The sequence below is a fragment of the Rhodococcus sp. SB1D genome (assembly GCF_048573875.1).
Classification (GTDB): domain Bacteria; phylum Actinomycetota; class Actinomycetes; order Mycobacteriales; family Mycobacteriaceae; genus Rhodococcus_F; species Rhodococcus_F qingshengii.
Genome location: NZ_JBMAIQ010000005.1, coordinates 1 through 24,886 on the forward strand (window position 1 = coordinate 1; position 24,886 = coordinate 24,886).

Sequence of the window (24,886 nt, forward strand, 5' to 3'; positions counted from 1 at the left end):
CCCCCCCCCCCCCCCCCCCCCCCCCCCCCCCCCCCCGCTCGTCGTATTCGAATCAGCCTGTCGTACTTGCACCGAGAACCTCGAAATGGTTTCCTGGTTCCCAACGTCGCGTGTCGATGACGGACTGCGTCAGGCATGGAGGCGTCGTACCGCAAGGGGTCACTCATGACCATTTCGTTCAATCACACCATCATCGCCGCAAAAGACCGACAAGAGTCTGCGTGGTTCTTCACTCACATGTTCGGTCTTCCAGGCCCAGTCGAAGCCGGCTACTTTCTCGGCGTTGAACTCGAGCACGGCGTGACGTTGGACTTCGCACAGGTGGAAGAAGGCGCCGAGGTTGCGTCTCAGCACTATGCTTTCCTCGTCTCCGAGGATGACTTCGACGGCATCTACCAGCGGATACAGGCGCTGAAACTGGATCACTGGGCCGATCCGCGCCAGTCGAGTACCGGCTTCAACACCAACGACGGTGGGCGTGGGGTCTACTTCCTCGACCCGTCGGGACATTTCCTGGAAGCCATCACCAAACCATACGGCGGCTGAATTGGAGATCGAACTACAAACGGCGGCGCCTACGGGAGATGAGGGATCCCGCAGACGCCGCCGCAGTTCCAGGTTGCCAACAAGTGGCTCCCCGGAACGTCTACTGTAGTTCTCCGTGTTCGAGAGTGCAGAGGCAACTCCCGAAAACCTACACAGAACCTACTCGCCGGTTACCAGGTCAGTATATGTCCGGATCAGTGTTTGACCGGGCAGCCCGATGTCTTGTAATCAACCTGAAACTCTTTGATGCCGTTGAGCCAGCCCGAGCGCAGGCGACGGGGATCGCCGAGCCTGGTGATGTCGGGTAGGTGATCGGCGATCGCATTGAAGATCAGATCGATTTCGAGACGAGCCAAGTTGGCGCCGATGCAGAAGTGCGCACCCGTGCCGCCGAATCCGAGGTGCGGGTTGGGGTCACGCATGATGTCGAACTTCGTCGGGTTCTCGAAGACGTCCTCGTCGAAGTTGGCCGACGCGTACATCATCACGACGCGATCGCCCTTCTTGATCTTCTGTCCGCCGAGTTCGGTGTCTTCGAGCGCGGTGCGCTGGAAGGAGGTCACCGGGGTGGCCCAACGAACGATCTCGTCGGCCGCAGTCTTCGGGCGTTCCTTCTTGTACAGCTCCCACTGGTCGGGATTGTCGAGGAAGGCAACCATGCCGTGTGTGATGGCATTGCGAGTGGTCTCGTTACCCGCGACCGCAAGCAGAATCACGAAGAAGCCGAATTCCTCTGGGGAGAGCTCATTTCCGTCGATGTCAGCTTCGATGAGCTTGGTGACGATGTCATCGGCGGGACACTTCTTGCGCTGATCCGCCATCTGGTACGCGTATCCCAGAATCTCCATCGACGCTGCCTGCGGGTCGATGTCGAACTCGGGATCGTCGTAGGACGTCATCTGGTTGGACCAGTCGAAGAGCTTCATTCGATCTTCCTGCGGCACACCGAGAAGCTCGGCGATTGCCTGCAGCGGAAGTTCGGACGCGACCTGAACCACGAAGTCACCGGCACCACCGGCAGCCGCGGTCGTGACGATCTTTTCGGCGCGCTCGGTCAGTTCCTCGCGCAGGCTGTTGATGGCTCGCGGGGTGAATCCACGCGAAACCAGCTTGCGAAGCTTGGTGTGCTCCGGAGCGTCCTTGTTGATGAGGATGAATCGCTGCATCTCGACGTTCTCGCGCGGGATGTCGTCGGCGAAGCGAGGAATCGCAGTGTTCTCGTGGGTCGAGAAGATGTCGCTTCGCTGCGAAACTTCCTTGACCTCTTCATGACGGGTGACCACCCAGAAGCCCTCGTCCTGGAATCCACCGATTTCCGGGGGCTGCGGATTCCACCACACGGGGGCCGTCTTCCGGAGTTCGGCGAACTCCTCGAACGGCATGCGTTCCGCGTAGATGTCGGGGTCCGTGAAGTCGATTCCCTCGGGGAATGCGGGCTGTGCCACTGATGTCTCCTGCCCTAAGCCTTTTCATCACAGGGGTGATGGGGATCCGTGATGTGTAACACGTTCTACTCTCATTGAAACACAAGCCTGCTTACTAGGAAAGGAAACGTCGGCAGGTCTTGCTTCCCGCAGAGAACCTGTTCTACTTTTTCATTACAAGGAAAGGAGCCCGCTGTGGGCACACCAGTAATCGTCGAGGCTGTCCGTACACCGATCGGCAAGCGCGGAGGTTGGCTCGCCGGTCTGCACGCCGCCGAGATCCTCGGAGCTGCACAAAAGGGAGTTCTCGACCGGTCGGGAATCGACCCGTTGCTGATCGAGCAGGTGATCGGCGGCTGCGTCACCCAGGCCGGCGCTCAGTCCAACAACATCACGCGCACGGCCTGGCTGCACGCCGGACTTCCGTGGCAGACCGGCGCAACCACCGTGGACTGCCAGTGCGGTTCGGCCCAGCAGGCGAACCATCTGATCGCCGGTCTGATCGCCACCGGCGCCATCGACGCCGGAATCGCCTGCGGCATCGAAGCCATGAGCCAGGTTCCCCTCGGCGCCAACGTCGGCGATCAGGCCGGACCGCGCCGACCCGCGACGTGGGACATCGACATGCCCAACCAGTTCGAAGCTGCAGAACGCATCGCGCGTCGACGCGGACTGACCCGCGACGACGTCGAAGCCCTCGGCGTCCGCTCGCAGGCGCTGGCCAAGCAGGCTTGGGAGGAAGGACGTTTCGACCGCGAGGTTCTCGAACTCTCGGCACCCCAGGTCGACAAGGAAGGAAACCTCACGGGCGAGACCAAGGTCGTCAATCGCGATCAGGGCCTGCGCGATACGACGGCGGAGTCCCTTGCCCGACTGAAGCCCGTCCTCGAAGGCGGGATTCACACGGCCGGAACGTCTTCCCAGATCTCCGACGGCGCGGCCGCAGTCCTGCTCATGGACGAGGACAAGGCTCGCGCGCTCGGATTGAAGCCGCGCGCCCGCATCATCGCCCAGGCGCTGGTCGGCTCGGAACCGGAATTCCACCTCGACGGACCGGTGCAGGCAACCAGCCGTGTCCTGGAGAAGAGCGGAATGAAGATCGGCGATCTCGATCTGTTCGAGATCAACGAAGCATTCGCATCCGTCGCACTGTCCTGGGCTCAGGTTCACGAACCTGACTTCGACAACGTCAATGTCAACGGCGGCGCGCTCGCTCTCGGCCATCCGGTCGGCAGCACGGGATCTCGCTTGATCACCACCGCACTGCACGAACTCGAGCGTCGCAACGGCTCGACTGCTCTGATCACGATGTGCGCCGGCGGCGCACTGGCCACCGGAACCATCATCGAGCGTATCTGAGATGACCACTCCCCCAGCCAAACCCAAGGGACTCGACGCTCCGGCGACGGTCAAGATCATCAAGTGGATGTCGAAGGCAAACGTCGCCATGTATCGCGCCACCGACGGGCGGCTGGGTAGCAAGTGGCGGGTCGGCAGCGCGTTCCCTCGCGGGCTGCCGATCTGCCTGCTGACCACCACCGGTCGCAAATCCGGCGAGGAGCGGATCAGTCCGTTGCTGTTCCTCGAGGACGGCGAGAACGTGATTCTGGTGGCGTCGCAAGGCGGTCTTCCGAAGAACCCGATGTGGTACCTCAACATCAAGGCAGACCCGGTGGTGACGGTGCAGATCAAGTCTCGGATCCGCTCGATGAAAGCCCGCGTCGCGGCCGAGGACGAGCGCGCTCGGCTGTGGCCGATGTTGAGGGCGATGTATCCGGATTTCGACAACTATCAGGCCTGGACCGACCGGGTCATTCCCGTCATCGTGTGCGAGCCACTGAAGAGTTAAACGAACTGTTTACAACAAAACGTTTACATTGACCCGGGTTCGTGCCACCCTGGGTTCATGACCGATGACCAGTTCAGACCGATCGATTCCGGCCGCGAACGCGCACATCGCGAGTACGCCGGACTCTTTCGAATCAGCGAGCGCCACGGCGCGACCCCAAGCCAGCGCGCGCGGCAATCTCATCCGGAGATGCTCGAGCCCTACGGCGCGGTGCGCGTCGTGGCTCGTCTTGCGGGCGGAACCGACATACCTGAGCCGAACGAACCCGAGGTCGACGATGCCGACGTCATGGCCGCGTTGACTCTGATCCCCAAGGCCCGAGCCGAAATGGAACAGCTGGAAGCACTGTTCCTCGGGATTGCCCGCGAACGGGGCATGACCTGGCAGGACATCGCTTTCGGGCTGGGACTCGGAAGCACTCAAGCCGCCCGCCAGCGCTACGAACGGCTCGTTCGCCGCACCGGAGGCTGAACGCGTGCCATAACCGGCGAGTTGGAGCACTATTGACTCGTACGGTCCGCACGGCGTTTCGACAGAGCCTCGAACACAGCAAGGAGTCGCATATATGACGACGCATATTCAAGATCAAATCCTGGACCGACGCGAGATCACCTCAGCCCTCGTGCGTGCGCTGGAGCGTCGCCACGAGGTGCTGGACGCAGTGGTCGACAGCAAGGACCACCAGGAGGCACTGACCACCGTCGCGGAACTCCTCGGCACGTCGGAAGCAAATGCCGAAGCAGTTCTGAGCCTCAAGTTCAGCGCACTGACCAAGGCAGCGCGCGATCGCATCCAGGGCGAGCTGGAGAATCTCGACGCCACTCTCGAATGGACGACGCTCGATCGTCCCGCGAGCAGCGGGCAGAACTTCACCCTGCGTCCGTTCAGCGACAGCGCAGAAGACAAGGCACTGTTCACGATTCGCTCGGCCGAGCAGCTCGGCGAAGACGGCAAGCCGTGGAGCGAGGATCGGATCGAAGCCGAGCGCGTCGGCGGTCTCGGTCGGATCGACGACGAGAGCGCTGCCTGGTTCGTCGCCGAGGACGTCTCCGGTGACGGCCCGAAGAGCGTCGGCCTGGTATTCGGCGAACTCGACGGCCAAGAGGTGAACGTGGCGATCTGGATCGCGCCGGAATCTCGCAAGAAGGGCTACGGCACCGCCTGCGTGAAGCATTCGCGGCGCGAACTCGCAGCTGAGTTCCCCGGCACCGTGTTGGTGGTTCGGGCGCCCGCGTAGGCGGCACGCCGCCTGTGAGTGGTTGAGGAGTTCCTGCACTCTTTAACCACTCACAGGGCCGGAGGCCCTACGCCCCGTACACCGGCGTCGGAATCTCCGCCTTCTCCAACAGCGTTGCCACGACGGGCCCGATCTCCTTCGGGTCCCAGCGATCTCCCTTGTCCTCGCTCGGGCCGTGACGCCAGCCCTCCGCGACGGTGATCTTTCCGCCCTCTACCTCGAACACCCGGCCCGTGACGTCCTTGGACTCGGCGCTACCGAGCCAGACGACCAGCGGCGAGATGTTCTCGGGAGCCATGGCGTCGAAGCCCTCTTCCGGAGCTGCCATCGCTTCTGCCATCGCCCCGCCCGCGCCGACAGTCATGCGTGTGCGCGCAGCAGGCGCGATCGCGTTGACACTGACTCCGTAATTCTTGAGCTCGGCGGCGGCCTGGATGGTCATCTCGGCGATGCCGGCCTTGGCCGCAGCGTAGTTGCCCTGGCCGATCGAACCCTGCAGTCCTGCACCCGAACTGGTGTTGATGATGCGTGCGTCGACGGTCTTGCCTGCCTTGGCCTCGGCGCGCCAGTAGGCAGCAGCGTGACGGAGCGGCGCGAAGTGCCCCTTGAGGTGCACGCGAATCACCGCGTCCCACTCGCCTTCGCTCATACCGACCAGCATGCGGTCCCGCAGGAAGCCTGCGTTGTTCACGAGTACGTCCAGGCCACCGAAGGTGTCGATCGCGGTCTTGATCAGATTCTCGGCGCCCACCCAGTCGGCGACGTCGTCTCCGTTGACCACTGCTTGGCCACCGGCGGCGATGATCTCCGCGACAACCTGCTCGGCCGGACTCTCACCGGTCGCGGAACCGTCGGCACCCGCACCGATGTCGTTGACGACGACCTTGGCGCCCTCGGCAGCAAATGCCAATGCATGCGCACGTCCGATACCGCGGCCAGCCCCGGTGATGATGACTACGCGTCCGTCGACCAATCCACTCATATTTGTCTCCTAATGCACTCTGCTCGGGCTTGTCGGCTCCGCTTGTGTGCTAACTTACCAAGCAATCGCTTGGTTTGGTACACAGACGTAAGGAATCCCGATATGGGCATCAGCACCTCCTCCGACGGAACCGGCATCACCACGGTCACCATCGACTACGCGCCGGTCAATGCAATCCCGTCCAAGGGATGGTTCGAGCTTGCCGACGCCATCCTCGACGCGGGCAAGGATCTCAACACTCACGTGGTGATCCTGCGAGCCGAGGGACGCGGATTCAACGCCGGCGTCGACATCAAGGAGATGCAGGCCACCGAGGGATTCGACGCGCTGGTCGCCGCCAACCGCGGTTGCGCCGCGGCCTTCGCGGCCGTCTACGACTGTGCTGTACCCGTCGTCGTGGCCGTCAACGGATTCTGTGTCGGCGGCGGCATCGGACTCGTCGGCAACGCGGACGTGATCGTCGCTTCCGACGACGCGATCTTCTCCCTCCCCGAGGTCGACCGCGGCGCACTCGGCGCTGCCACACACCTCTCGAGGCTGGTGCCACAGCACATGATGCGCACGCTCTACTACACCGCACAGAGCGTCGACGCGCACACACTCAAGCAGTTCGGCAGCGTCTACGACGTGGTCCCGCGCGAGAAGCTCGACGAGTGCGCTCGCGAGATCGCCGCGAAGATCGCTGCCAAGGACACCCGCATCATCCGGTGCGCCAAGGAAGCCATCAACGGCATCGACCCGGTGGACGTCAAGGGCAGCTACCGCCTCGAGCAGGGCTACACCTTCGAACTCAACCTCCTCGGCGTGTCCGACGAACACCGCGACGAGTTCGTCGCCACCGGCAAGCCGCGCGAGAACGCAACCCAGAAGGAAGGCTGAGACAAAACATGGCTAGCAAGCGTGACAAGACGAAGTCGCTCGACGAGGTAGTCGGCGAACTCCGCAGCGGAATGACGATCGGCTTGGGCGGCTGGGGATCTCGCCGCAAGCCGATGGCCTTCGTGCGTGCGATTCTGCGTTCGGACATCAAGGACCTGACCGTGGTCACCTACGGCGGACCGGATCTCGGACTGCTGTGCTCGGCCGGCAAGGTCAAGAAGGCGTACTACGGTTTCGTGTCCCTCGACTCCGCGCCGTTCTACGACCCGTGGTTTGCCAAGGCACGCACCGCCGGTGAGATCGAAGTCCGCGAGATGGACGAGGGCATGGTCAAGTGCGGCCTCGAAGCAGCTGCCGCTCGCCTTCCCTTCCTCCCGATCCGCGCCGGCCTGGGTTCGGACGTCCGCAACTTCTGGGGCGACGAACTCAAGACCGTCACCTCCCCGTACCCCGAGGCCGACGGCCGCTCCGAGACCTTGATCGCGATGCCTGCGCTCAACCTCGATGCGTCGTTCGTTCATCTCAATCTCGGTGACAAGCACGGCAACGCCGCGTACAACGGCGTCGACCCGTACTTCGACGACCTGTACTGCATGGCGGCCGAAAAGCGTTACGTCTCCGTCGAACGCATCGTCGAGACCGAGGAACTGGTCAAATCCGTTCCACTGCAAAACCTTCTGCTCAACCGCATGATGGTTGACGCCGTCGTCGAGGCACCCAATGGTGCGCACTTCACGTTGGCCGGCGAAAGCTACGGCCGCGACGAGAAGTTCCAGCGTCACTACGCCGAGTCCGCCAAGACCCCCGAGTCGTGGCAGGCGTTCGTCGACACCTTCCTCTCCGGCAGCGAAGAGGACTACCAAGCCGCAGTAAAGAAGTTTGCCGATTCATCAAAGGCAGGGGAGCAGGCAAAATGAGCGAATCCACCGTCACCCGCGCAGAGTACGTTGTTCTCGCTTGCGCTGAAATCTTCTCCGGTGCAGGCGAAATCATGGCCAGCCCGATGTCGACGTCGTCCACCATCGGCGCTCGCCTGGCTCGACTCACCACCGAGCCCGACCTGCTGATCACCGATGGTGAAGCCCTCATTCTCGAGGACACTCCGGCCGTCGGAACGAAGGGCCCCGTCGAAGGATGGATGCCGTTCCGCAAGGTGTTCGACGTCGTCGCTTCCGGCCGCCGTCACGTAGTCATGGGCGCCAATCAGCTCGATCGCCACGGCAACCAGAACCTCTCCGCCTTCGGCCCGCTTCAGCAGCCGACGCGTCAGATGTTCGGTGTGCGCGGCGCCCCGGGTAACACCATCAACCACGCGACGAGCTACTTCGTCCCCAAGCACTCCAAGCGAGTGTTCGTCGACAAGGTCGACGTGGTGTGCGGTGTCGGCTACGACCAGATCGATCCCGAGAATCCGGCTTACAAGTACCTGAACATCCCCCGCGTCGTCACCAACCTCGGTGTCTTCGACTTCGGCGGACCAGGAAACACCTTCCGCGCGTTGAGCCTTCACCCCGGCGTCACCGCCGAAGAGGTAGCCGAGAACACCTCGTTCGAGGTTGCCGGACTCGCCGAGGCCGGTATCACCCGTGACCCCACCGCCGAAGAACTTCACCTCATCCGCGAAACCCTCGATCCGCGCAACCTCCGGGACCGTGAGGTCTCGGCATGACCCCCACCCTGAAGACCGCGCTGACCGAACTGGTCGGTGTCGAGTACCCGATCGTGCAGACGGGTATGGGCTGGGTTTCCGGTCCCGCTCTCACGTCGGCAACGGCTAACGCCGGTGGTCTCGGCATCCTGGCTTCGGCCACGATGACGTACGACGAGCTCGAGCACGCGATCAAGAAGACGAAGCAGCTCACGGACAAGCCGTTCGGCGTCAACATGCGTGCCGACGCCACTGACGCCCCGCAACGCGCGGATCTGCTGATCCGTGAAGGCGTCAAGGTCGCGTCGTTTGCGTTGGCTCCCAAGAAGGAACTGATCGCCAAGCTCAAGGACCACGGCATCGTCGTCGTGCCCTCGATCGGTGCCGCGAAGCACGCGGTCAAGGTTGCATCCTGGGGCGCGGACGCCGTCATCGTCCAGGGCGGCGAAGGTGGTGGCCATACCGGCGGTGTGGCCACGACATTGCTTCTCCCCTCGGTTCTCGACGCGGTCGATATTCCGGTCATCGCCGGTGGCGGATTCTTCGACGGCCGCGGGCTGGCTGCCGCACTGGCGTACGGCGCTGCCGGTGTCGCGATGGGAACGCGATTCCTTCTCACCAGCGACTCTTCGGTGCCCGATTCCGTCAAACAGGAGTATCTCAAGCGCGGACTGACGGATACGACTGTCTCCCGCAAGGTCGACGGCATGCCTCATCGTGTGCTCAACACCGACCTGGTCAACAGCCTCGAAGGTTCCAGCTATGCAACCGGTTTGATCGCCGCGGCCAAGAATGCCACGAAGTTCAAGGCCATGACGGGCATGAAGTGGTCGACCCTCGCCAAGGACGGTCTCGCGATGAAGCGGTCGGGTGACCGCACGCTGATGCAGATCATCATGGCAGCCAACACACCGATGTTGCTCAAGGCCGGACTGGTCGAGGGCAACACGGAAGCCGGTGTTCTTGCTTCGGGTCAGGTTGTCGGCATGATCAACGATCTGCCCAGCTGCAAGGAACTGATCGAAAGCATCATGGAAGGTGCCGCGGGGCGTATCGACGCGCTTGCGGCTCTTCGCTGACACAGCTCTATCCGAGTGCGTCTCCCCCACTGCGCTTTACGCGTAGTGGGGGGAGGCGCACTCTTTGCGTTTGTCGGACTATCCCGTCTTCTCCTGCTCGAACCCGTCGATCATTCCGAAATACTGCGAGATCGCTGCTGCCGCCATCTGTACGGGAGCGGCGTTCCTCTTGTCTATCGTGCCGCGAATCAAGGGCCCACAAATCGAGAGACCTACTGGCATGTGGTCGAGCACCCCGATTCGCGCGCCGATACAGCCCATCCCGGAATTGCAGATTCCGAACGCAACTGCGTGTTGGCGAACGCCATTGGCGTTGTGCGACGATGCCACCGATCTGTTGCCGGCGCTCAACAGTGACTTCCCGATGGTCGACGCTTGCGCTGGGATACGTGAGCCGACGCGAGTCTGAAGGTCGGGGACCATCAGGCTCCCGATCTTCTGGATATAGCGCACATGGTTTCCTTCCAACACCCCGAGGTGCACGGCGTGTCCAGTCACGAAATGCAATTGCTGAAGTAGGGGCGTAACCACTCGATCCACTTTGTTTCGATACAGCGAGAGCGCGCCCAGATCTCCTAGCTTGTCGCCTATCTCGTACTCGAGTCCTTCGCGGCGTAGCCAGTTCATCCTCACGAGTTTCAGTAGCATCCGGTGCACGGACGATCGCGGAATCCCGGTTCGGCGCGCCACCTCCCCCAATGTCAGCCGAGGCGCGTCACGAAAGCAGTCCACCACCACCGACAGTCTGTCGAGAGTTGACATGGGGATGGACTCTTCGGTGATCGGTCCGATCAACATCGATGTCTCCGTTCCGGTGGCCCGCCGCTTCGGCAGCCAACATTCGTTCCGCCCATCTGAGCTTCCGTTGACACACGACGCCAGTACGTTTCCCACGCAGCGGGAGATGCATCTTCATGGGCTCTCACCAGCACCTATACCGATGATCGGTCATGTTCGTTGAGCCCGAATCCATCCCTCGTCACAGTGATGACCGGAGCCCATCAGATCATGCGGCGCCGAGCAGAACGCTTCAAAATCAGGAGGACACATGAATGCTTCATCCCCGTCGACAGGCGTGATCATCACCGGCGGCGCATCCGGAATCGGATTGGCCTCCGCCCGCGCGCTCGCGGCGATCCGACGACCAGTCGCTCTCTGGGATATCGACGAGGCAAAAGCGGTCGATCAGGCAGCAGTGATCTCCTCCGAATTCGGCATCGACGCCATCGGAGTGGGAATCGATCTCACGAGAGCGGACGACTACGCGGCCGCATTGGCCACAACCCGTTCCTCACTTCCCTCCATCGGCGGACTTGTTCACTCCGCCGGGGTCGTCGATATCGGATCCCTCGAAGGAGTGACGCTCGACGTGTGGGAGACGGGTATCAACACCCATCTACGTCCGCTCATCCTGTTGGTTCAACAGTTGATGCCTGATTTCACGGCCAATCCCGGTTCGGCAATAGTCGGAATCGCTTCGATCAACGCAACTTTGGGCAATGCAATCAACCCTGTCTACTCCGCTGCAAAGGGTGGGATGTTGTCGATGGTCCGATCGCTGGCGGACCGACTGGGCCCGGACGGCATTCGGATCAACTGCGTCTCTCCCGGACAGATTTTGACCCCTCTGCTTCAGCCGACCGTAGACGCATTGGGTGACGGGGCATTCGAACGACGCATCCTCCTCGGCAGGCTCGGTCGCCCGGAGGAAATCGCACACGCTGTCCGCTTCCTGCTGTCCGACGAAGCAAGTTACATCACCGCAACGGAATTGGTTGTCGACGGCGGCAACATCTCGTCGCAACGTATGTGACTTGCCCAGAGATTTACACCCCTTCGACTGTCGTACAACGTCGCTCGGTCCAGCCCACCGGGTGCACTCACGAAAGGAAGAACATGACAATTGCGGATGTCAATGAATCGGAAGAGGTTCGCATCATCGACCAGGGAGAACCTCCCACTCGATTTGCCCGCGGATGGCACTGCCTCGGCCTCGCCAAGGACTACAGCGACGGGAACCCGCATTCCGTCGAAGCTTTCGGTACCAAACTGGTCGTCTTCTCCGACTCGCATGGCGAACTGAAGATCCTCGACGCGTACTGCCGTCACATGGGCGGCGACCTGAGTCAGGGCACGGTCAAGGGCGATTCGATCGCGTGCCCCTTCCACGACTGGAGGTGGGGAGGCAACGGTAAGTGCACCGCGATTCCCTATGCTCGACGTGTCCCCCCGCTTGCCAAGACCCGCGCTTGGACTGCGCTCGAACAAGACGGGCTGCTCTTCGTCTGGCACGACCCCGAAGGCAATCCGCCTCCTACCGAAGTCGCCATACCGATCATCAAGTCTGCGGAGCACGAGTGGACCGATTGGGTCTGGAAGTCGATAGTCATCGATACGAACTGCCGAGAAATCGTCGACAACGTCGTTGACATGGCGCACTTCTTCTACGTGCACTTCTCGTTCCCCACCTATTTCAAGAACGTCTTCGAAGGACACGTCGCCATCCAGGAGCAGAGCGGCATCAACCGCGACGACATCGTGACCTGGACCGACCCCGACGTACCGAAGTTGGTGTCGAATCTTTCGACAGCGGCCTACCACGGACCGTCGTTCATGATCGACGACTTGCGCTACGTCTACGAGAACTTCACGACCGATTCGGTGCTGATCAACTGCCACTACCCGGTGAGCCCGAACAAATTCGTACTCATGTACGGCATTACCGTCCAGAAGTCCGCAGAGATGCCCGCCGAGTTCGCCGATCAACTTGTCGACGCGATGATCGGATACATCGGTGTCGGGTTCGAGCAGGACATCGAGATCTGGAAGAACAAGACCCGCATCGACAATCCGCTGCTCTGCACCGAGGACGGTCCGGTATACCAACTGAGGCGGTGGTATGAACAGTTCTACGTGGACGTCGCCGACGTCACGCCCGAGATGGTCGACCGTTTCGAATTCGAGATGGACACAAGCAAACCCATCGAAGTGTGGAAGCAGGAAGTCGCTGACAACATCGCACGCAGGGCCGCCGCAGGAGTAGGGCAATGACCATGGAACCGCTGGACTGCGAGCGGTGCGGAACATACGTCCTCGTGGAGAAGAACAGCTGGCATCACACGTCGACCCAGTGGCGATCAGATTCGCGCACGGCATGTTTGGAGTACCGCGACGATGCTGAACCGCCGAGAATTCGATCCGGAAGTTGTTCCGCATTGAGAAATTCCATCAATCAGGCAGCTACCGACGGACGCATAACAGTTCCCGAATGACAATCGTCCTCGCGACCTTAAGGCTCACGTCATAGCGGCGGCCAACTGCTGAGACAACGTACCTTTGTTCTCCACCTCGACGGTGTCGCAGCCCTGCCAACGCGCAGTTCTCCGAAGGAGTTCCGCCAACCGCGGCGCAGTGTCGGCGTCCGCGGTGGGTTCGGCCCACGCCGCGCGGACAAGCAGTCGACGGTTCTGACGGTCGTTCTTCAGATCGACTCGGGCGCAGATCTTGTCGTCGATCAACACCGGGAGCACGTAGTATCCGTGAACTCGCTTGTGCGCCGGAGTGTAGATCTCGATCCGGTAGTGAAAGTCGAAGAGCCGCAACGCTCGATCGCGTGCCCACACTACCGGGTCGAAGGGTGACAACAGCGCATCCGCACGGATGGACCTGGGACGCTTCGCTCGCGGATCGATCCACACCTCCCTTGCCTTGCCTCGACGCTCCCAGCCGTCGACGGACACCCGGCGCACGCTGCCGGCGTCTTCGAGTTCCTGCAAGGCCGTTCGTGCTTCTGCGCTGGGCAGACGAAAGTAGTCGGCGATGTCGTCGAGGGTGCCGAGACCGTGTGCCTTCACACCCCGCAGCACCAGTTCGCGTATCGCCTCCGACCGCTCGACGTGTGCGTCGAGTATCTCGGGTGCAAGCATCTGCTCGGCCAGGCCGTAACGACGCTCGAAACCGGCGCGCCCCGCCGAGACCACCTCGCCCCAACGGAACAGCGTCTCGAGCCCGACCTTCACGTCGGACCACCCCCACCACGGACCGCGCCGCGTGTTCGCCTCGTGTTCGATCTCGCTCGCCGCCATCGGACCGTTGTCGCGCAACTCCTGCCGCAACCAATCGAGGAAGACGCGCCGATCGGAAGCCCACCCGTCCTTGTCACTCAACGCTTTGGCGCGAAACTGGTCCATCCGCCAGCGGAACAACGGCCACATGTCCACCGGCAAGAACGTTGCTTCGTGACCCCAGTATTCGAGGTATCCCGAACCGGGGGTGAAGGCAAGCTGATCGAGTCTGGATTTGTCGTATGCGCCCAATCGCGCATAAACGGGTAGGTAGTGACTGCGTTCGAAGACATTGACCGAGTCGATCTGCAGCACCTGCAGCCGGTCCATCACGCCGACCAGATTGCGACGCGTCACCGTCGTGGGATGCGATTTGCCGAATCCCTGAGCGGCAAGCGCTATGCGACGGGCAGCTGCCAGTGACACGACTTCGCTCATAGTGGGCCAGACTACGCACACCCACCGACACGCTTCAGGCGGCCGAAGCCCGACGGCCGAACAGTACTGCCGACATGAACACCTGCAACCTGGCCGCGTTCTCTGCGGCAGCGTCGAACTTCATCATGCGGCCGACATCCGGGACCAGGTTGAGCGCAGCATGAACTACGAACTTCGCCTCTACTGCCGACAGCTCAGGACGAATCTCGCCGAGCACTCGCGCCCATTCGACCACGTAAAGCTTCTGGCGATTCTTCAGATCGCTTCGATGACTCGGCAGAAGGTTGTTCATCTCGGAGAAGTAGACCGACATCAATTCGTGCTGTGCAAACGACAACTCCACGTACATCGCCGACAGTGACCGGAGCACTTGTTCGTGCGAAGTCGCGGAGTCGAAGACCGCTGCCGTCGCCAAGTCCAAGCGATCTGCAGCTCGATAGAACACGGCGCCGAGAAGCTCTGCCTTGCTGGGAAAGTAGCGGTACATACCGGATGCGTTCAAGCCGGCGGCCGCGGCGATCTCTTCGATGCTGACGTCGTGATACCCGCGAGAGTCGAAGAGGCGCACGGCTTCCTGCAAGAGACGTTCACGTTTGTTCGTGGTCACGGTTCGAGGTAACGAGGACTGCTCCAAGCGGCTAGCGGTGATTGCAGCCTCACCTTGATCTATCGCCAGACACGCGTCGAGCAGAACCTTCTCCATCGCTCGCTGGGGCAGCAACAGGTTATGGACGGTGATACTGCCGATGACGCTGAACATCGCTGCCACGACAAGGGTCTCGTCCCTCGCCGTCATCGCGGGTTCGGAGCGCGAAAGATACCGGGCTACTCGGCGATTGACCGTACTGGCTTGCGCTCGAACGGATTTCCGATCATCGGTGTCGAGAAACCGGCTCTCCCAACGATAGATTCCGGCCGTACGCCGATTGCGGATCGTCGTTCGTATCACTGCAATCAGATCTTCGCGCAACCGCTGCGCATCGGTTGCCGCAGGCGCAACCGAAACGGCATCGAGGGCACTGGCGAGCGCTCCGGTCAACTCCAGTGCCGCGTGGCGGAACATCGCGTACTTGTTCGGAAAGTGCCGATAGAGCGCCGAACCCGAAATACCGACCGCCGACGCGATGTCGTCGACACTGACAGCAGGATATCCGCGCTCACTGAACGCGATTGCCGCTGCAGCCGCGATCTGCGCCTTGCGGTCCTTCGGTCGCCTCTTGACGGAGTCGGACCTCGGCTGCCGAACAATCCCATTCGACGTCTGCGCGTCGACGAACTGATCGTTCAGGCTCACCGTGTACCCCACTCTCCAGCCCTCACGCACAAAGCACTTCGATCCGCCTGCTCATCAGACGAGAATCAGCATAAGCATGATTCTGAAAACTCGTACACCGATTTCAGCACATCGCGCGTCTAGAGTTTCATACATGCAGGTAACGCTGCCTTTGATCAGAACACACCACTCACCCTTCGCCACCTCCCCCGTTGCTTCCACCGAGAATCTTCGTTAACAAAACGTTGCCTGTGGCCACCAGCAGTGGGTAGGGTCACCGCTCGAAGCATCCAGCCCGCATCCACGAAGCAATCCGACTGACAGATTCGGAATATTCGTAAACATACACAGGATGTCGATATGAACAGTTCCGATATCTCCACGTCAATGAAGGAAACTCGGTCAACAGGGCTGACAGTTCGACGAGAATTTCGGTTCACATAATGCTTGCTTGGACACATATATGTGTGAGATGCTTCACAGGCAGTTCGCTCGACCGCCAGCGCTCGAACAGTTCGAACTCCGTGCCGAACACTGTTGATCTGCAAAGGAATTCAATTAGATGACGTACGAGCTGCCAGCCGCGAAGGGCCCGGTGCGAGACGTAGCGTTACAGGGGGGCTATCTGATCGGATTCTCGGTTCAGGCACTCTTCGGCCTGTTCACGGCAATCCTGCGCAGACGACTCTCATTGCACGAGACGGTTACTCAGACCCTGTTCATCGGTCGCGTCAGCACCGGCCCGTCGCTGCTTCTCATGATTCCGATCGGTGTATTCATCGCCGTCTCGGTCGGTGAACTGGCCGGCCGGATCGGAGCCGGTGGATATTCCGGAGCTGTCGTAGCTTTCATCATCGTCGGTCAGGCCGCGGCGCTGGTGTGCGCGTTGATGATGGCCGGTGTCGCAGGATCGGCGATCTGCACGGATTTGGGTTCACGAAAGATCCGGGAAGAGATCGACGCGATGGAAGTGATGGGCATCGACGTGATCGAGCGCCTCGTCGCACCGAGATTGGTTGCGGCAGTGATCGTCTCCCTTGCACTGTGTTCGATGGTCACCTTCGGCGGTGTGATCGCGTGCTACCTGTACCACATCTACGTCCAGCATCTTCCGGCCGGAACGTTCATGGCAACGTTCAGTCAGTACGGGCGATCTTCCGACTTCGTCATGGCTTTGGTGAAGGCTGCGGTCTTCGGCATCGCTTCGACTTTGGTCGCCACCTTCAAAGGTCTACATGCAAAAGGTGGCCCACGCGGCGTTGCCGACGCAGTCAACGAAGCCGTGGTCATCGCGTTCGCGCTCGTCTTCATCGTGAACACAGTGTTGTCCGCGCTCTACACCGTAATCGTCCCGGCAGTCGGTGAATTCTGATGTCGCTCGTCGATCTCCGTGTTCGAGCACGTCAAGCGAGCAGACCCCTGCGAACCGCGGGCGACGGCCTCGTCTCCCTCGGTCAGCACGTCACTTTCTACGTCCGCACTATCGCATCGATCCCCTTTGCGCTCACCAAGTACCGCAAGCATGTACTCGGTCAGATCAGCGAGGTCAGCTTCGGCACGAATTCCTTGTTGTCCGGCGGCGGCACCATCGGGATCGTCTTCGCGATGTCGCTGGCCGCGGCGATGATGTTGGGCGTCGAGACCCACCGGGGCCTCGAGCTTGTCGGGATGACCTCGCTCTCCGGCATGCTGTCCGCGGTTGCCAACACCCGTGAACTGGCCCCTGTTGTCGTCGCGATCGCGTTGGCCGCCAAGGTCGGAACGAGTTTCACCGCCCAGATCGGGGCCATGCGTATCTCCGACGAAATCGACGCGCTGGACTCGATGGCGATCCGATCGATCCCCTTCCTCGCGGGTACCCGGGTGATCGCTGCCATGATCTGTGTCATCCCGATCTACATGATCGGACTCCTGGCCAGTTACCTCTCGACCCGACTGGTCGTCGTGTTCTTCAACGGCGCATCGGCAGGTACTTACGACTACTTCTTCCATCTGGCGATCTCTCCGCAGGATCTCCTGTACTCGGGTCTCAAGGCCGTGGTGTTCGCCGCTGTTGTCGCGCTGGTTCATTGCGCTTACGGCTACTACGCATCGGGCGGTCCGGCCGGCGTCGGGCAAGCGGCCGGGCGCGCGCTCCGGACTGCGATCCTCGCGATCGGAATCCTCGACGTACTGATGACTTTCGCGCTGTGGGGCCTCGTGCCCCAGATCCCGGGAATGGGGGTCTGAGCCGTGGACAGACTCACTACACGCACGAAGATCGTGTACGCCCTTCGCGGCGCGATCGCCATAGTCGTAGCCGTCGCCGCCGCCGTGACAATGGTTCTACGCGGTTCGGGAAATCTCGAGCAGAGCACCGACATCTTCGTCGCTGTTCCAGCCACAGCCGGTCTCATCAGCGGTGAAGCTCCGGTTCGGTACCACGGCGTCAACGTCGGCCGAATCGGCGAAATCGAATCAGGAACCGCCGAATCCGTTGTGCAGTTGCAGATTCAGACCGATGACGCGTCGAAGATTCCCGCTGACGTGGTGGCTCGCGTCGTTCCGCGCACGTTCTTCGGCGACATCTACATGCAGCTCGTGGACAGTCCGAATGAGCAGGACCAGACGACTCTGTCGGACGGAGACGAGATCCACATGGACGACGGACCCGAGGCCGTCGCCCTCTACGACGTGTACACCAAATTGGTCGGAGTCCTCACCGCGATGCAACCCGAGAAACTTCAAACGGCTCTGACCGCACTCGGTCAAGCCCTGGACGGAAACGGAGCCGAGATCGGAGCCACGATAGACAATCTCAGTGCCGCGTCCGGCGTACTGACACCCGCCGCACACCAATTCCTCGAATCGACACCCGAATTCAAGTCGGTCGTCGACGCGTTGGACCGTGCGACCCCCGACATTCTCGATACCTTGGCAGCCGCCACAACTGTCTCGAACGACATGGTCGCCAACAGAGCGAATCTCGAGTCCTCGATCGGCGCGGCCGCAGTCTTCGCCGCTACCGTCGACGATTTTGTCGGGGCGAACAACCGAAACATCATCACTGTGATCGATTCCGCCGGAAAGATACTCGCAACCACCGCGGCCAATCCCGGAGGACTGCGTTCCACCCTCGCGAATGCCAGTACGTTCGGCGCCGCGGGCGCTCGGGTCTTCGCCACCGGAAAGTTCGACATCACAGCAGTTGCCACGTTCGCCGAACCGCTCCCATACACGGGTGATGATTGCCCGCAGTACGGTGACTCGCGCGGAGCACAGTGTTCGGGCTCCAACCTGACGCCTGAACAACCCGTCAGTGCCCCGGTCGTGGGCGGCGTAGCCGAAGCGGCCCCCCTGCGGTACCTCGAAGATCAACTACTGGGCGGATCGCCGGAACCCTCGGATACCCCCAACCCGGCAACAACACTGATGTTGGGGCCGATGGTCAGAGGTAACGAGGTGACCGTCCCGTGAAGGTCCGTCCTGGCCAGGTAATTCGGTTGTCACTCTTCTGTCTCACCGGCGTCGCCTGCGCGTCGTTCGTGGCGAACACGTTGTCGGTCCCGGTTCGCGGAAGCACCGATTCGTACTCGTTCGAGTTCACCGACGTCGAAGGACTCAACCCGGGCAACCCGGTCACCATGTCGGGTGTGCGTATCGGCCGCGTGGACTCGGTTGCGTTCGCCGACAACGGAGGCGGGACGAGCAAGGCGATCGTCGACGTCGAAATCGAGTCGCGATATTCCCTCGAGTCGGATGTCCGTGCCGCCGTGCGCTACGGCGACATGCTCGGTGCTCGATATCTGGCACTGACGCAGGACGACAGCGCAACAACGGTATCCGCACGACAGCTCGAACCAGGTGACACGATACCGCTGGCGCAGACAACACCGCCGATCAACTTGACGGCCCTGATGAACGGGTTCAAACCGTTGTTCGCCGCGCTGCAGCCCGAGCAGGTCAACACGCTCACGCGAAGTTTTGTCGAAACCTTCAACGGCCAGGGCCAGGCAATGACCACCCTGCTCGACCAGATCGCGACCATGAGTTCCGGCCTGGTCGACCGTCAGGACGTCTTCGCGCAACTACTCACGAACATGAACACTCTTCTCACCTCCGTCGACGAGCGTCAACCCGAATTGGTCGGCCTGTTGGACGGTTTGAACGATCTGAGTACTTCCGTCGTCGGGCAGAACGATCAACTGGTCTCGCTCTTGGATCAGGGAAACCGCACTGTCTCGTCGTTGGCTCAGATCATGGCCGGGTCGAACGGTGCATTCGGTCAGACCGTGCAACAACTCGAAAGTGTCACCGGGAGTTGGATTGCGAGCACCGACGAGTTCAACAGACTTCTCGTCAACCTTCCCCAGTTCGCCGACGCCGCCAACCGGATCGGAAGTTACGGAAGTTTCATCAGCCTGTATCTGTGCAATTTCACTCTGAAGGCAGGCGACATGGAAGCCAACATCTTCGGTCCGACACACTCGCCGGTGTGCTCATGATGTTCCTGGTCAAGCTGATCGACGTGTTCGTCGGCATCATGCTCTTCCTGTTCAAAGGGGATCGCCGTCGCAGCGGTAGCGGCACCGCTCTCGCCCTGGGCAGTCTCGGAATCTTCGTTCTGGTGGTGGGACTCGGCGCCGCCTTGGGCATTCCGAAGCTCTGGTACAACGTACGCACGTCGGCATACACAGCCGAGTTAGCCAATGCCAGCGGGCTTTCCGACACCGATCCGGTTTACGTGGCCGGGGTTCCCGCGGGCCGAGTGGATTCGATCGACCTTGCCGGCGACCACGTCGTCGTCAACTTCCGCTTGGACAAGGACCAGCCTTTGGGAAACCAGAGCACGGCGACGGTCAGGCTCAAGACGGTCCTCGGCAAGCGCTACCTGGAGATCGTGCCGGCCGGAGTGGTCGACGACTCCGAGGCGCGGGTCATCCCGCTCTCCCGCACAACCGTGCCGTACAGCCTCGACGACGTCAGCAGTGATGCCACCACTGCGGCAACAGGCGTCGACCTACAGGCGATGGAGTCCATGATGAACACCCTTTCGCAGGTGATTCCCACTGATTCCGATCAGGTGGGCCGGGCTCTGGCCGGAATCAGCGGCGCCTCGGCGGCTTTCGCGCAGAACAGTGAACAGATCGACCAGATTCTCATCATGTCTCGTGAGCTGTCGGACATGGCTGCGGCACAAACCGATTCGATCGTCGGTACTGCGGCCAATGCTCAGACGATCGTTCGAACTCTTGCGATGCGCAAGGACGCACTGACTCAGCTGGTCGACAACCTGACAATCATCATCTCGAAGCTCTCCACCACTTTCGTCGATCGTCAGGACGAGTTCGGAGCCATGACCGACAACCTCGTCGCGGTCACCACCACGCTGAAGAACAACGCAGATCAGATCGACCTGCTGTTGACTCGTCTTCCTTCCGCGCTGCGTTCGGTCACCGATTCAACCGGCACCGGCAATTGGACCGACGTCAACGCGCCGGCGGCCGTGATCCCGGACAATCTGCTCTGCGCGCTCGGCATCATGGAGGGCTGCAAGTGAATACACGAAAAGCCGTCACGGCCATGCTGGTAGTGACCTTGGCGATCGCCCTGCCCGGTTGGTACATATTCGGACGAACAGATCAGTCCAAGACCGTCTACGCCGATTTCAGCTACGTCGGCGGAATCTACGAGGGAAGCAAGGTCACCGTCCTCGGAGTCGGCGTCGGGACGGTCACGTCGGTGGAACCTCGCGGAACTTCTGTTCGAGTAGCGATGTCGATGCCCGACTCCGTGGACCTGCCCGCCGACGCCTCGGCCTATGTCCTCAATCCATCGGTGATCAGCGATCGACACATCGAACTCGGCCCGGCGTACACCGGCGGAGAGACACTGAAAGACGGCGACCAGATTCCGATCGAACGTGCCCACTCCCCCATAGATTTCGACGGCTTGATGGGAAGCGTCAGCACTTTGGCCGACGCATTTGCCGGGGATGGGGGCAATCTCGGCGATCTCGTGAGCCGCGGCGCCGCCGGGTGGCAGGGCCAGGGCGATCAATTCAACACCGCAATTCGCAACCTCAGCACAGCAACCGGAGTTGTCGGCGCTCGGTCGGAAGACATCGGTGCCCTTGTCGACAATCTCAACACTTTGATGAATGCTCTGGACGCACGGCAGGTCAGCCTCGACGAACTTGTCGGCGACCTCGGCGTCCTGGGTGATCAATGGGCGAGCCAGAACATGGACATCTCACAGCCTCTGCAGGATCTGCAGGTGGTCTTCGACCAGTTGAACAGTTTCATGACAACTCACGGCGATGATGTCGGTGCCATAGCCGACAACGTGCGAGTTCTCGGTGACACTCTGGCTGCCAAAGAACCCGGCCTCGCCGAGTTCATGGACCTGGTGCCGTTGATGATGCAGAACCTCTCCCAGACAATCGGTCCTGATCAGCGCGGGCGCATTCGGCTCAACGTCTCGACTGCATTGACTCAGTTCGCGGTGGCGAAACCGCTGTGCGACACCTACAAGTTGCCGATCTGCACCGGAGCCGGGTTCACGAATCCGATTTCCTTCCCCCTCAGCACTTCTGATCCGCTCGGCATCGCCTCCGCGATTTCCGGCGGAGCCGTCCCCGGAGGTGGCAATTGACGCGGCAATCGGTTCGAATAATCGCCGGTATCGTGATCATCGGTGTGGGTTCTGCGGCCGTGCTCGCCTTCGGCGGCTGGAGCGCAGGCATTCAAGACCTACCCCTGGGTCGTTCGGCCGACGGTGACGCGTACAACGTGGCGCTGCAGCTGGCCGGCGCCGACGGCCTGGTGTTGGGAGCAGACGTCCGCAGCGGCCAGAAAGTCATCGGTCGAGTATCCGCGCTGTCAGCCGATGTCGTCGGAGCCGATGTGACTCTGAGTCTGGACGCCGCGACGCCATTGCCCGACAACGTCGAAGCTTCCGTCGAACTCCCGTCCGCACTTGGCAATCCGTTCATCAGACTCTTGGTGCCGGAAGTTCCGTCCGGCTCCACGCTCAGCGACGGAGACACAATTCCGGAGTCTCGCACCGAGATCGGTCCGCAGGTCGAAAGTGCGCTTGCCACCCTCGGCACGGTTCTGACCGGAAGCGGCATCGACCAACTCGATACCGTGGTGCGCGAGCTGAACACCGCGTTTTCCGGGCGCTCCGGTGAAGTTCGTTCTCTGACCGAGACCCTCACCTCGCTCATGGCAGAGGCAAGCAGTCACCGCAGCGAGTTCGACGAGGCCGTCGACCTCGCTGCCCGGGTCTCCTCCCAACTGGCCGGCCAACGCGTAGTTGTCGACAACTACCTCGATTCCGTTCCACAGGTGGTGTCGATTCTCGTGGGACAGAAGGATCAGATTGCGAGCCTGTTGAACTCGACCGTTCAGCTCGCCACCAACGCAAACACCATTCTCGACTCGTCTCCCAACGGCCTCGACGCGATGCTGCACGATGCGTCGACCGTTGTCGGGACTCTGGATTCGTTCAACTCGGAGATCGGCCAGACGCTGACGAACATGAACGGGTTGCTCGAAAACTTCACCGGTGCAGTGCAGGGCGACTACCTCGTTTTCGACGGCGCCCTGGATATTCCGGGAACGATCGACAAGCTCTGGAGCGGCGGTATGGCCGGTCAATCGATCGCACCAGCGGGAACTCTCACCGATCTACTTCAGGGAGGTCTGCGTTGAGTCGCCTTGCGCTTGTTCAACTTGTCCTGTTCGCTCTGATCGCTGCTGTGGTCATCCCTTTCGGGATCGTCTACGTGGTCGGCCCTCAGGGTTTCGGGGGTCAAATCCTGCTGCACGCCAACATGTCCGACGCCTTCGGACTGACCAAGGGCACGGTCGTCACGTATCGCGGCGTACAGGTGGGGAAAGTGAGTGAAGTCGAACTCGACGCAGGCACCCGCACGGCTCGGGTGGAACTCTCACTCAACGACAACACCGAGATACCTACCGACAGCGTCGCCAAGGTGACGATGGGGACCGCAGCCGGAATTCAGAATGTCGACATCTACCCCAACACAGACCACGGCCCGTATCTTAGGGACGGCGACGAGATCGCCATGCCCGCGGATCAGCAACCGGTCCAGATGAGCCAGTTGATGCTTCAGGCGTCCGGTGTCTTGGAAGGGATTGATCCACAAGCGATCAGCGACATCGGGACCGAGCTGGGGAATTCGTTCAACGGGCTCGGCCCGAGCTTGGCGACGATGATCGACAACGGTGGGACCATGTCGGCGCAGTTGAACGACCAGTCGGCCGAACTCGCTGCGCTGCTGTCGCGAACCTCCACGTTGGTGGACTCCATGGCGACACAATCGGATTCGTTCGTCCGGGGAATGGCAGCTGCCAAGAACTTCACCGAACAACTCGAATCCAATGCGCCGGTGCTGATCTACCTCACCGATCATTCGCCCGCCGCCCTGAACAGCGCTCAACAGTTGTTCGACAAGTACCACAACACTTTCGGAGCGGTCCTGGCCAATCTCGTCACTGTCGCACCGATCATCTCCGACCGCACAGAGGCCCTGGAAACCGGACTTGTCACGATTCCTGAAGGTCTCGCCAAACTGGCATCCATCGTCAAAGGCGATCGCGCCGACTTTGCCTTGGTTGCGACCCAGGGGCCGGTCTGCAACTACGACACCCCTCGGCGTGAGGTCGGCGATCTGTCTCCCACCAGTCCGAGTCTGGCGATGTACTGTCCCCCCGCCGACGACCTCGTCCAACGCGGAGCACAGAATGCTCCGCGTCCGAACGACCTCGGTTTGCAGAACTCGACCGTCCCGGGCACTCCGATCGGACCGCCCGTCGTCGCAGATCCGATTCTCGTCCCGACCGGAGTCGACGCCCTGAACTACTGGAGATTGATGTTGGAAGGACTGGGAAATGGCACACGGTGACAACGCACTACTCGACGAGACAGAAGCCGAGGTGGCCGAACATCCGACTTCTCCGTCGCTACTTCACCGCCTGAAGGAGCCACGCAACGCACTGATCTCACTAATGGCGGTAGCGCTGGTCGCAGCATTGGCGGTGCTCGGATTCCAGATGTACTCGGCGAATCAGGAAGACACGCTGCGGCAGGAGGCTTTGGACACCGCACGGGATTACTCAACCATCATGTCCTCCTTCGATTATCAGAACCTCGATGTCATCAAGGACACCATCGCCTCGATGTCGACCGACGAGTTTGCCGGCACCTACCGAACGATGGTGGATTCCCTGAGGGAAGTCGTTGCCGGGGGCCAAGGCCAGGCGAGCGCGACGGCGACAGACGTCGGCATCGGATCACTGGACGATTCGTCGGCCAAGGTGCTCGTGTTCGTCGACCAACAAGCCAAGAATGTCGCAGCGCCAGAGGGAAACACACAGAAGTACCGCATGGTCGTGTCCCTGGTCCGCTCGGGCGACCGGTGGCTCGTGAGCAACGTCGAGACCAAGTAACTCACCACACGC

The 24,886-nt window shown here is 61.3% G+C and carries 25 protein-coding genes; 20 read left to right on the forward strand and 5 right to left on the reverse strand.

Annotated features, from left to right (window positions below; translation table 11 throughout):
- Positions 1-165: 165 nt before the first annotated feature.
- Positions 166-546 carry a VOC family protein gene (locus ACN50D_RS13225; protein ID WP_020906296.1) on the forward strand — a complete coding sequence of 127 codons (381 nt, stop codon included), beginning with the start codon at positions 166-168 and terminating at the stop codon, positions 544-546.
- A gap of 194 nt (positions 547-740) precedes the next feature.
- Here ACN50D_RS13225 and ACN50D_RS13230 read toward each other — a convergent pair whose 3' ends face one another.
- Entirely contained in the window at positions 741-1,991 is a 1,251-nt protein-coding gene (locus tag ACN50D_RS13230) for a cytochrome P450 (protein ID WP_211921484.1), read from the reverse strand.
- Between the two features lie 174 nt (positions 1,992-2,165).
- Between ACN50D_RS13230 and ACN50D_RS13235 the strand changes: the two genes are divergently transcribed.
- The 4 genes from ACN50D_RS13235 to ACN50D_RS13250 all read left to right on the forward strand — a co-directional run bounded on the left by ACN50D_RS13235 (position 2,166) and on the right by ACN50D_RS13250 (position 5,056).
- Complete coding sequence (locus tag ACN50D_RS13235) at positions 2,166-3,329, forward strand: steroid 3-ketoacyl-CoA thiolase (RefSeq protein WP_003945509.1); 1,164 nt, start codon at positions 2,166-2,168, stop codon at positions 3,327-3,329.
- Between the two features lies 1 nt (position 3,330).
- A complete protein-coding gene (locus ACN50D_RS13240; protein WP_050655745.1) occupies positions 3,331-3,819 on the forward strand; it encodes a nitroreductase family deazaflavin-dependent oxidoreductase in 489 nt (162 codons plus the stop codon).
- A 57-nt stretch (positions 3,820-3,876) separates the two neighbouring features.
- Positions 3,877-4,290, forward strand: coding sequence for a hypothetical protein (locus ACN50D_RS13245; RefSeq protein WP_042449485.1), 414 nt, complete (start codon positions 3,877-3,879; stop codon positions 4,288-4,290).
- Between the two features lie 94 nt (positions 4,291-4,384).
- Positions 4,385-5,056 (forward strand): GNAT family N-acetyltransferase, encoded by a 672-nt coding sequence (locus ACN50D_RS13250; protein ID WP_003945460.1) that lies wholly within the window; start codon positions 4,385-4,387, stop codon positions 5,054-5,056.
- A gap of 67 nt (positions 5,057-5,123) precedes the next feature.
- Here the strand turns inward: ACN50D_RS13250 and ACN50D_RS13255 are convergent, their stop codons facing one another.
- Positions 5,124-6,038 carry an SDR family oxidoreductase gene (locus tag ACN50D_RS13255; protein WP_211921482.1) on the reverse strand — a complete coding sequence of 305 codons (915 nt, stop codon included), beginning with the start codon at positions 6,036-6,038 and terminating at the stop codon, positions 5,124-5,126.
- A gap of 102 nt (positions 6,039-6,140) precedes the next feature.
- On the opposite strand from ACN50D_RS13255, the gene echA20 reads away from it, so the two are divergent.
- The 4 genes from echA20 to ACN50D_RS13275 are packed head-to-tail and all read left to right on the forward strand — an operon-like array spanning position 6,141 to position 9,644.
- Positions 6,141-6,917 carry a (7aS)-7a-methyl-1,5-dioxo-2,3,5,6,7,7a-hexahydro-1H-indene-carboxyl-CoA hydrolase gene (echA20, locus tag ACN50D_RS13260; protein ID WP_003945611.1) on the forward strand — a complete coding sequence of 259 codons (777 nt, stop codon included), beginning with the start codon at positions 6,141-6,143 and terminating at the stop codon, positions 6,915-6,917.
- Positions 6,918-6,925: 8 nt separating this feature from the next.
- The gene (gene ipdA / locus ACN50D_RS13265; RefSeq protein ID WP_003945662.1) at positions 6,926-7,834 is read left to right on the forward strand and encodes a cholesterol ring-cleaving hydrolase subunit IpdA; all 909 of its coding nucleotides are present in this window, start codon (positions 6,926-6,928) and stop codon (positions 7,832-7,834) included.
- Positions 7,831-8,586, forward strand: coding sequence for a CoA-transferase subunit beta (locus ACN50D_RS13270; protein WP_003945796.1), 756 nt, complete (start codon positions 7,831-7,833; stop codon positions 8,584-8,586). The genes ipdA and ACN50D_RS13270 overlap by 4 nt, the downstream gene beginning before the upstream one ends.
- Positions 8,583-9,644: an NAD(P)H-dependent flavin oxidoreductase gene (locus ACN50D_RS13275; RefSeq protein WP_007734249.1), complete on the forward strand. Its 1,062-nt coding sequence runs from the start codon at positions 8,583-8,585 to the stop codon at positions 9,642-9,644. The genes ACN50D_RS13270 and ACN50D_RS13275 overlap by 4 nt, the downstream gene beginning before the upstream one ends.
- A 78-nt stretch (positions 9,645-9,722) precedes the next feature.
- Here ACN50D_RS13275 and ACN50D_RS13280 read toward each other — a convergent pair whose 3' ends face one another.
- A complete protein-coding gene (locus ACN50D_RS13280) occupies positions 9,723-10,442 on the reverse strand; it encodes an IclR family transcriptional regulator (RefSeq protein WP_050655743.1) in 720 nt (239 codons plus the stop codon).
- A gap of 250 nt (positions 10,443-10,692) precedes the next feature.
- Between ACN50D_RS13280 and ACN50D_RS13285 the strand changes: the two genes are divergently transcribed.
- Positions 10,693-11,457 (forward strand): SDR family NAD(P)-dependent oxidoreductase, encoded by a 765-nt coding sequence (locus ACN50D_RS13285; protein WP_007734247.1) that lies wholly within the window; start codon positions 10,693-10,695, stop codon positions 11,455-11,457.
- A gap of 83 nt (positions 11,458-11,540) precedes the next feature.
- Positions 11,541-12,695, forward strand: a complete 1,155-nt coding sequence (locus tag ACN50D_RS13290) for a Rieske 2Fe-2S domain-containing protein (protein WP_211921478.1) — start codon at positions 11,541-11,543, stop codon at positions 12,693-12,695.
- Positions 12,696-12,940: 245 nt separating this feature from the next.
- Here the strand turns inward: ACN50D_RS13290 and ACN50D_RS13295 are convergent, their stop codons facing one another.
- Both ACN50D_RS13295 and ACN50D_RS13300 read right to left on the reverse strand, forming a co-directional pair.
- Entirely contained in the window at positions 12,941-14,146 is a 1,206-nt protein-coding gene (locus ACN50D_RS13295; protein ID WP_007734244.1) for a winged helix-turn-helix domain-containing protein, read from the reverse strand.
- A gap of 34 nt (positions 14,147-14,180) precedes the next feature.
- Positions 14,181-15,440, reverse strand: a complete 1,260-nt coding sequence (locus tag ACN50D_RS13300; protein ID WP_230691623.1) for a TetR/AcrR family transcriptional regulator — start codon at positions 15,438-15,440, stop codon at positions 14,181-14,183.
- A 541-nt stretch (positions 15,441-15,981) separates the two neighbouring features.
- On the opposite strand from ACN50D_RS13300, the gene ACN50D_RS13305 reads away from it, so the two are divergent.
- The 9 genes from ACN50D_RS13305 to ACN50D_RS13345 are packed head-to-tail and all read left to right on the forward strand — an operon-like array spanning position 15,982 to position 24,874.
- Entirely contained in the window at positions 15,982-16,791 is an 810-nt protein-coding gene (locus ACN50D_RS13305; RefSeq protein WP_003945485.1) for an MlaE family ABC transporter permease, read from the forward strand.
- The gene (locus ACN50D_RS13310; protein ID WP_211921475.1) at positions 16,791-17,648 is read left to right on the forward strand and encodes an MlaE family ABC transporter permease; all 858 of its coding nucleotides are present in this window, start codon (positions 16,791-16,793) and stop codon (positions 17,646-17,648) included. Before ACN50D_RS13305 ends, ACN50D_RS13310 begins: the two co-directional genes overlap by 1 nt.
- Positions 17,649-17,651: 3 nt before the next feature.
- The gene (locus ACN50D_RS13315; protein ID WP_211921474.1) at positions 17,652-18,875 is read left to right on the forward strand and encodes an MCE family protein; all 1,224 of its coding nucleotides are present in this window, start codon (positions 17,652-17,654) and stop codon (positions 18,873-18,875) included.
- The gene (locus ACN50D_RS13320; RefSeq protein WP_042449469.1) at positions 18,872-19,903 is read left to right on the forward strand and encodes an MCE family protein; all 1,032 of its coding nucleotides are present in this window, start codon (positions 18,872-18,874) and stop codon (positions 19,901-19,903) included. The genes ACN50D_RS13315 and ACN50D_RS13320 overlap by 4 nt, the downstream gene beginning before the upstream one ends.
- Positions 19,903-20,958, forward strand: a complete 1,056-nt coding sequence (locus ACN50D_RS13325; RefSeq protein WP_007734231.1) for an MCE family protein — start codon at positions 19,903-19,905, stop codon at positions 20,956-20,958. The genes ACN50D_RS13320 and ACN50D_RS13325 overlap by 1 nt, the downstream gene beginning before the upstream one ends.
- Complete coding sequence (locus ACN50D_RS13330) at positions 20,955-22,052, forward strand: MCE family protein (RefSeq protein WP_003945762.1); 1,098 nt, start codon at positions 20,955-20,957, stop codon at positions 22,050-22,052. The genes ACN50D_RS13325 and ACN50D_RS13330 overlap by 4 nt, the downstream gene beginning before the upstream one ends.
- Complete coding sequence (locus ACN50D_RS13335; RefSeq protein ID WP_211921472.1) at positions 22,049-23,113, forward strand: MCE family protein; 1,065 nt, start codon at positions 22,049-22,051, stop codon at positions 23,111-23,113. The genes ACN50D_RS13330 and ACN50D_RS13335 overlap by 4 nt, the downstream gene beginning before the upstream one ends.
- Positions 23,110-24,330: an MlaD family protein gene (locus ACN50D_RS13340; RefSeq protein ID WP_058227636.1), complete on the forward strand. Its 1,221-nt coding sequence runs from the start codon at positions 23,110-23,112 to the stop codon at positions 24,328-24,330. The genes ACN50D_RS13335 and ACN50D_RS13340 overlap by 4 nt, the downstream gene beginning before the upstream one ends.
- Complete coding sequence (locus ACN50D_RS13345; protein ID WP_211921470.1) at positions 24,317-24,874, forward strand: mce associated protein mas1a; 558 nt, start codon at positions 24,317-24,319, stop codon at positions 24,872-24,874. Before ACN50D_RS13340 ends, ACN50D_RS13345 begins: the two co-directional genes overlap by 14 nt.
- Positions 24,875-24,886 lie beyond the last annotated feature (12 nt).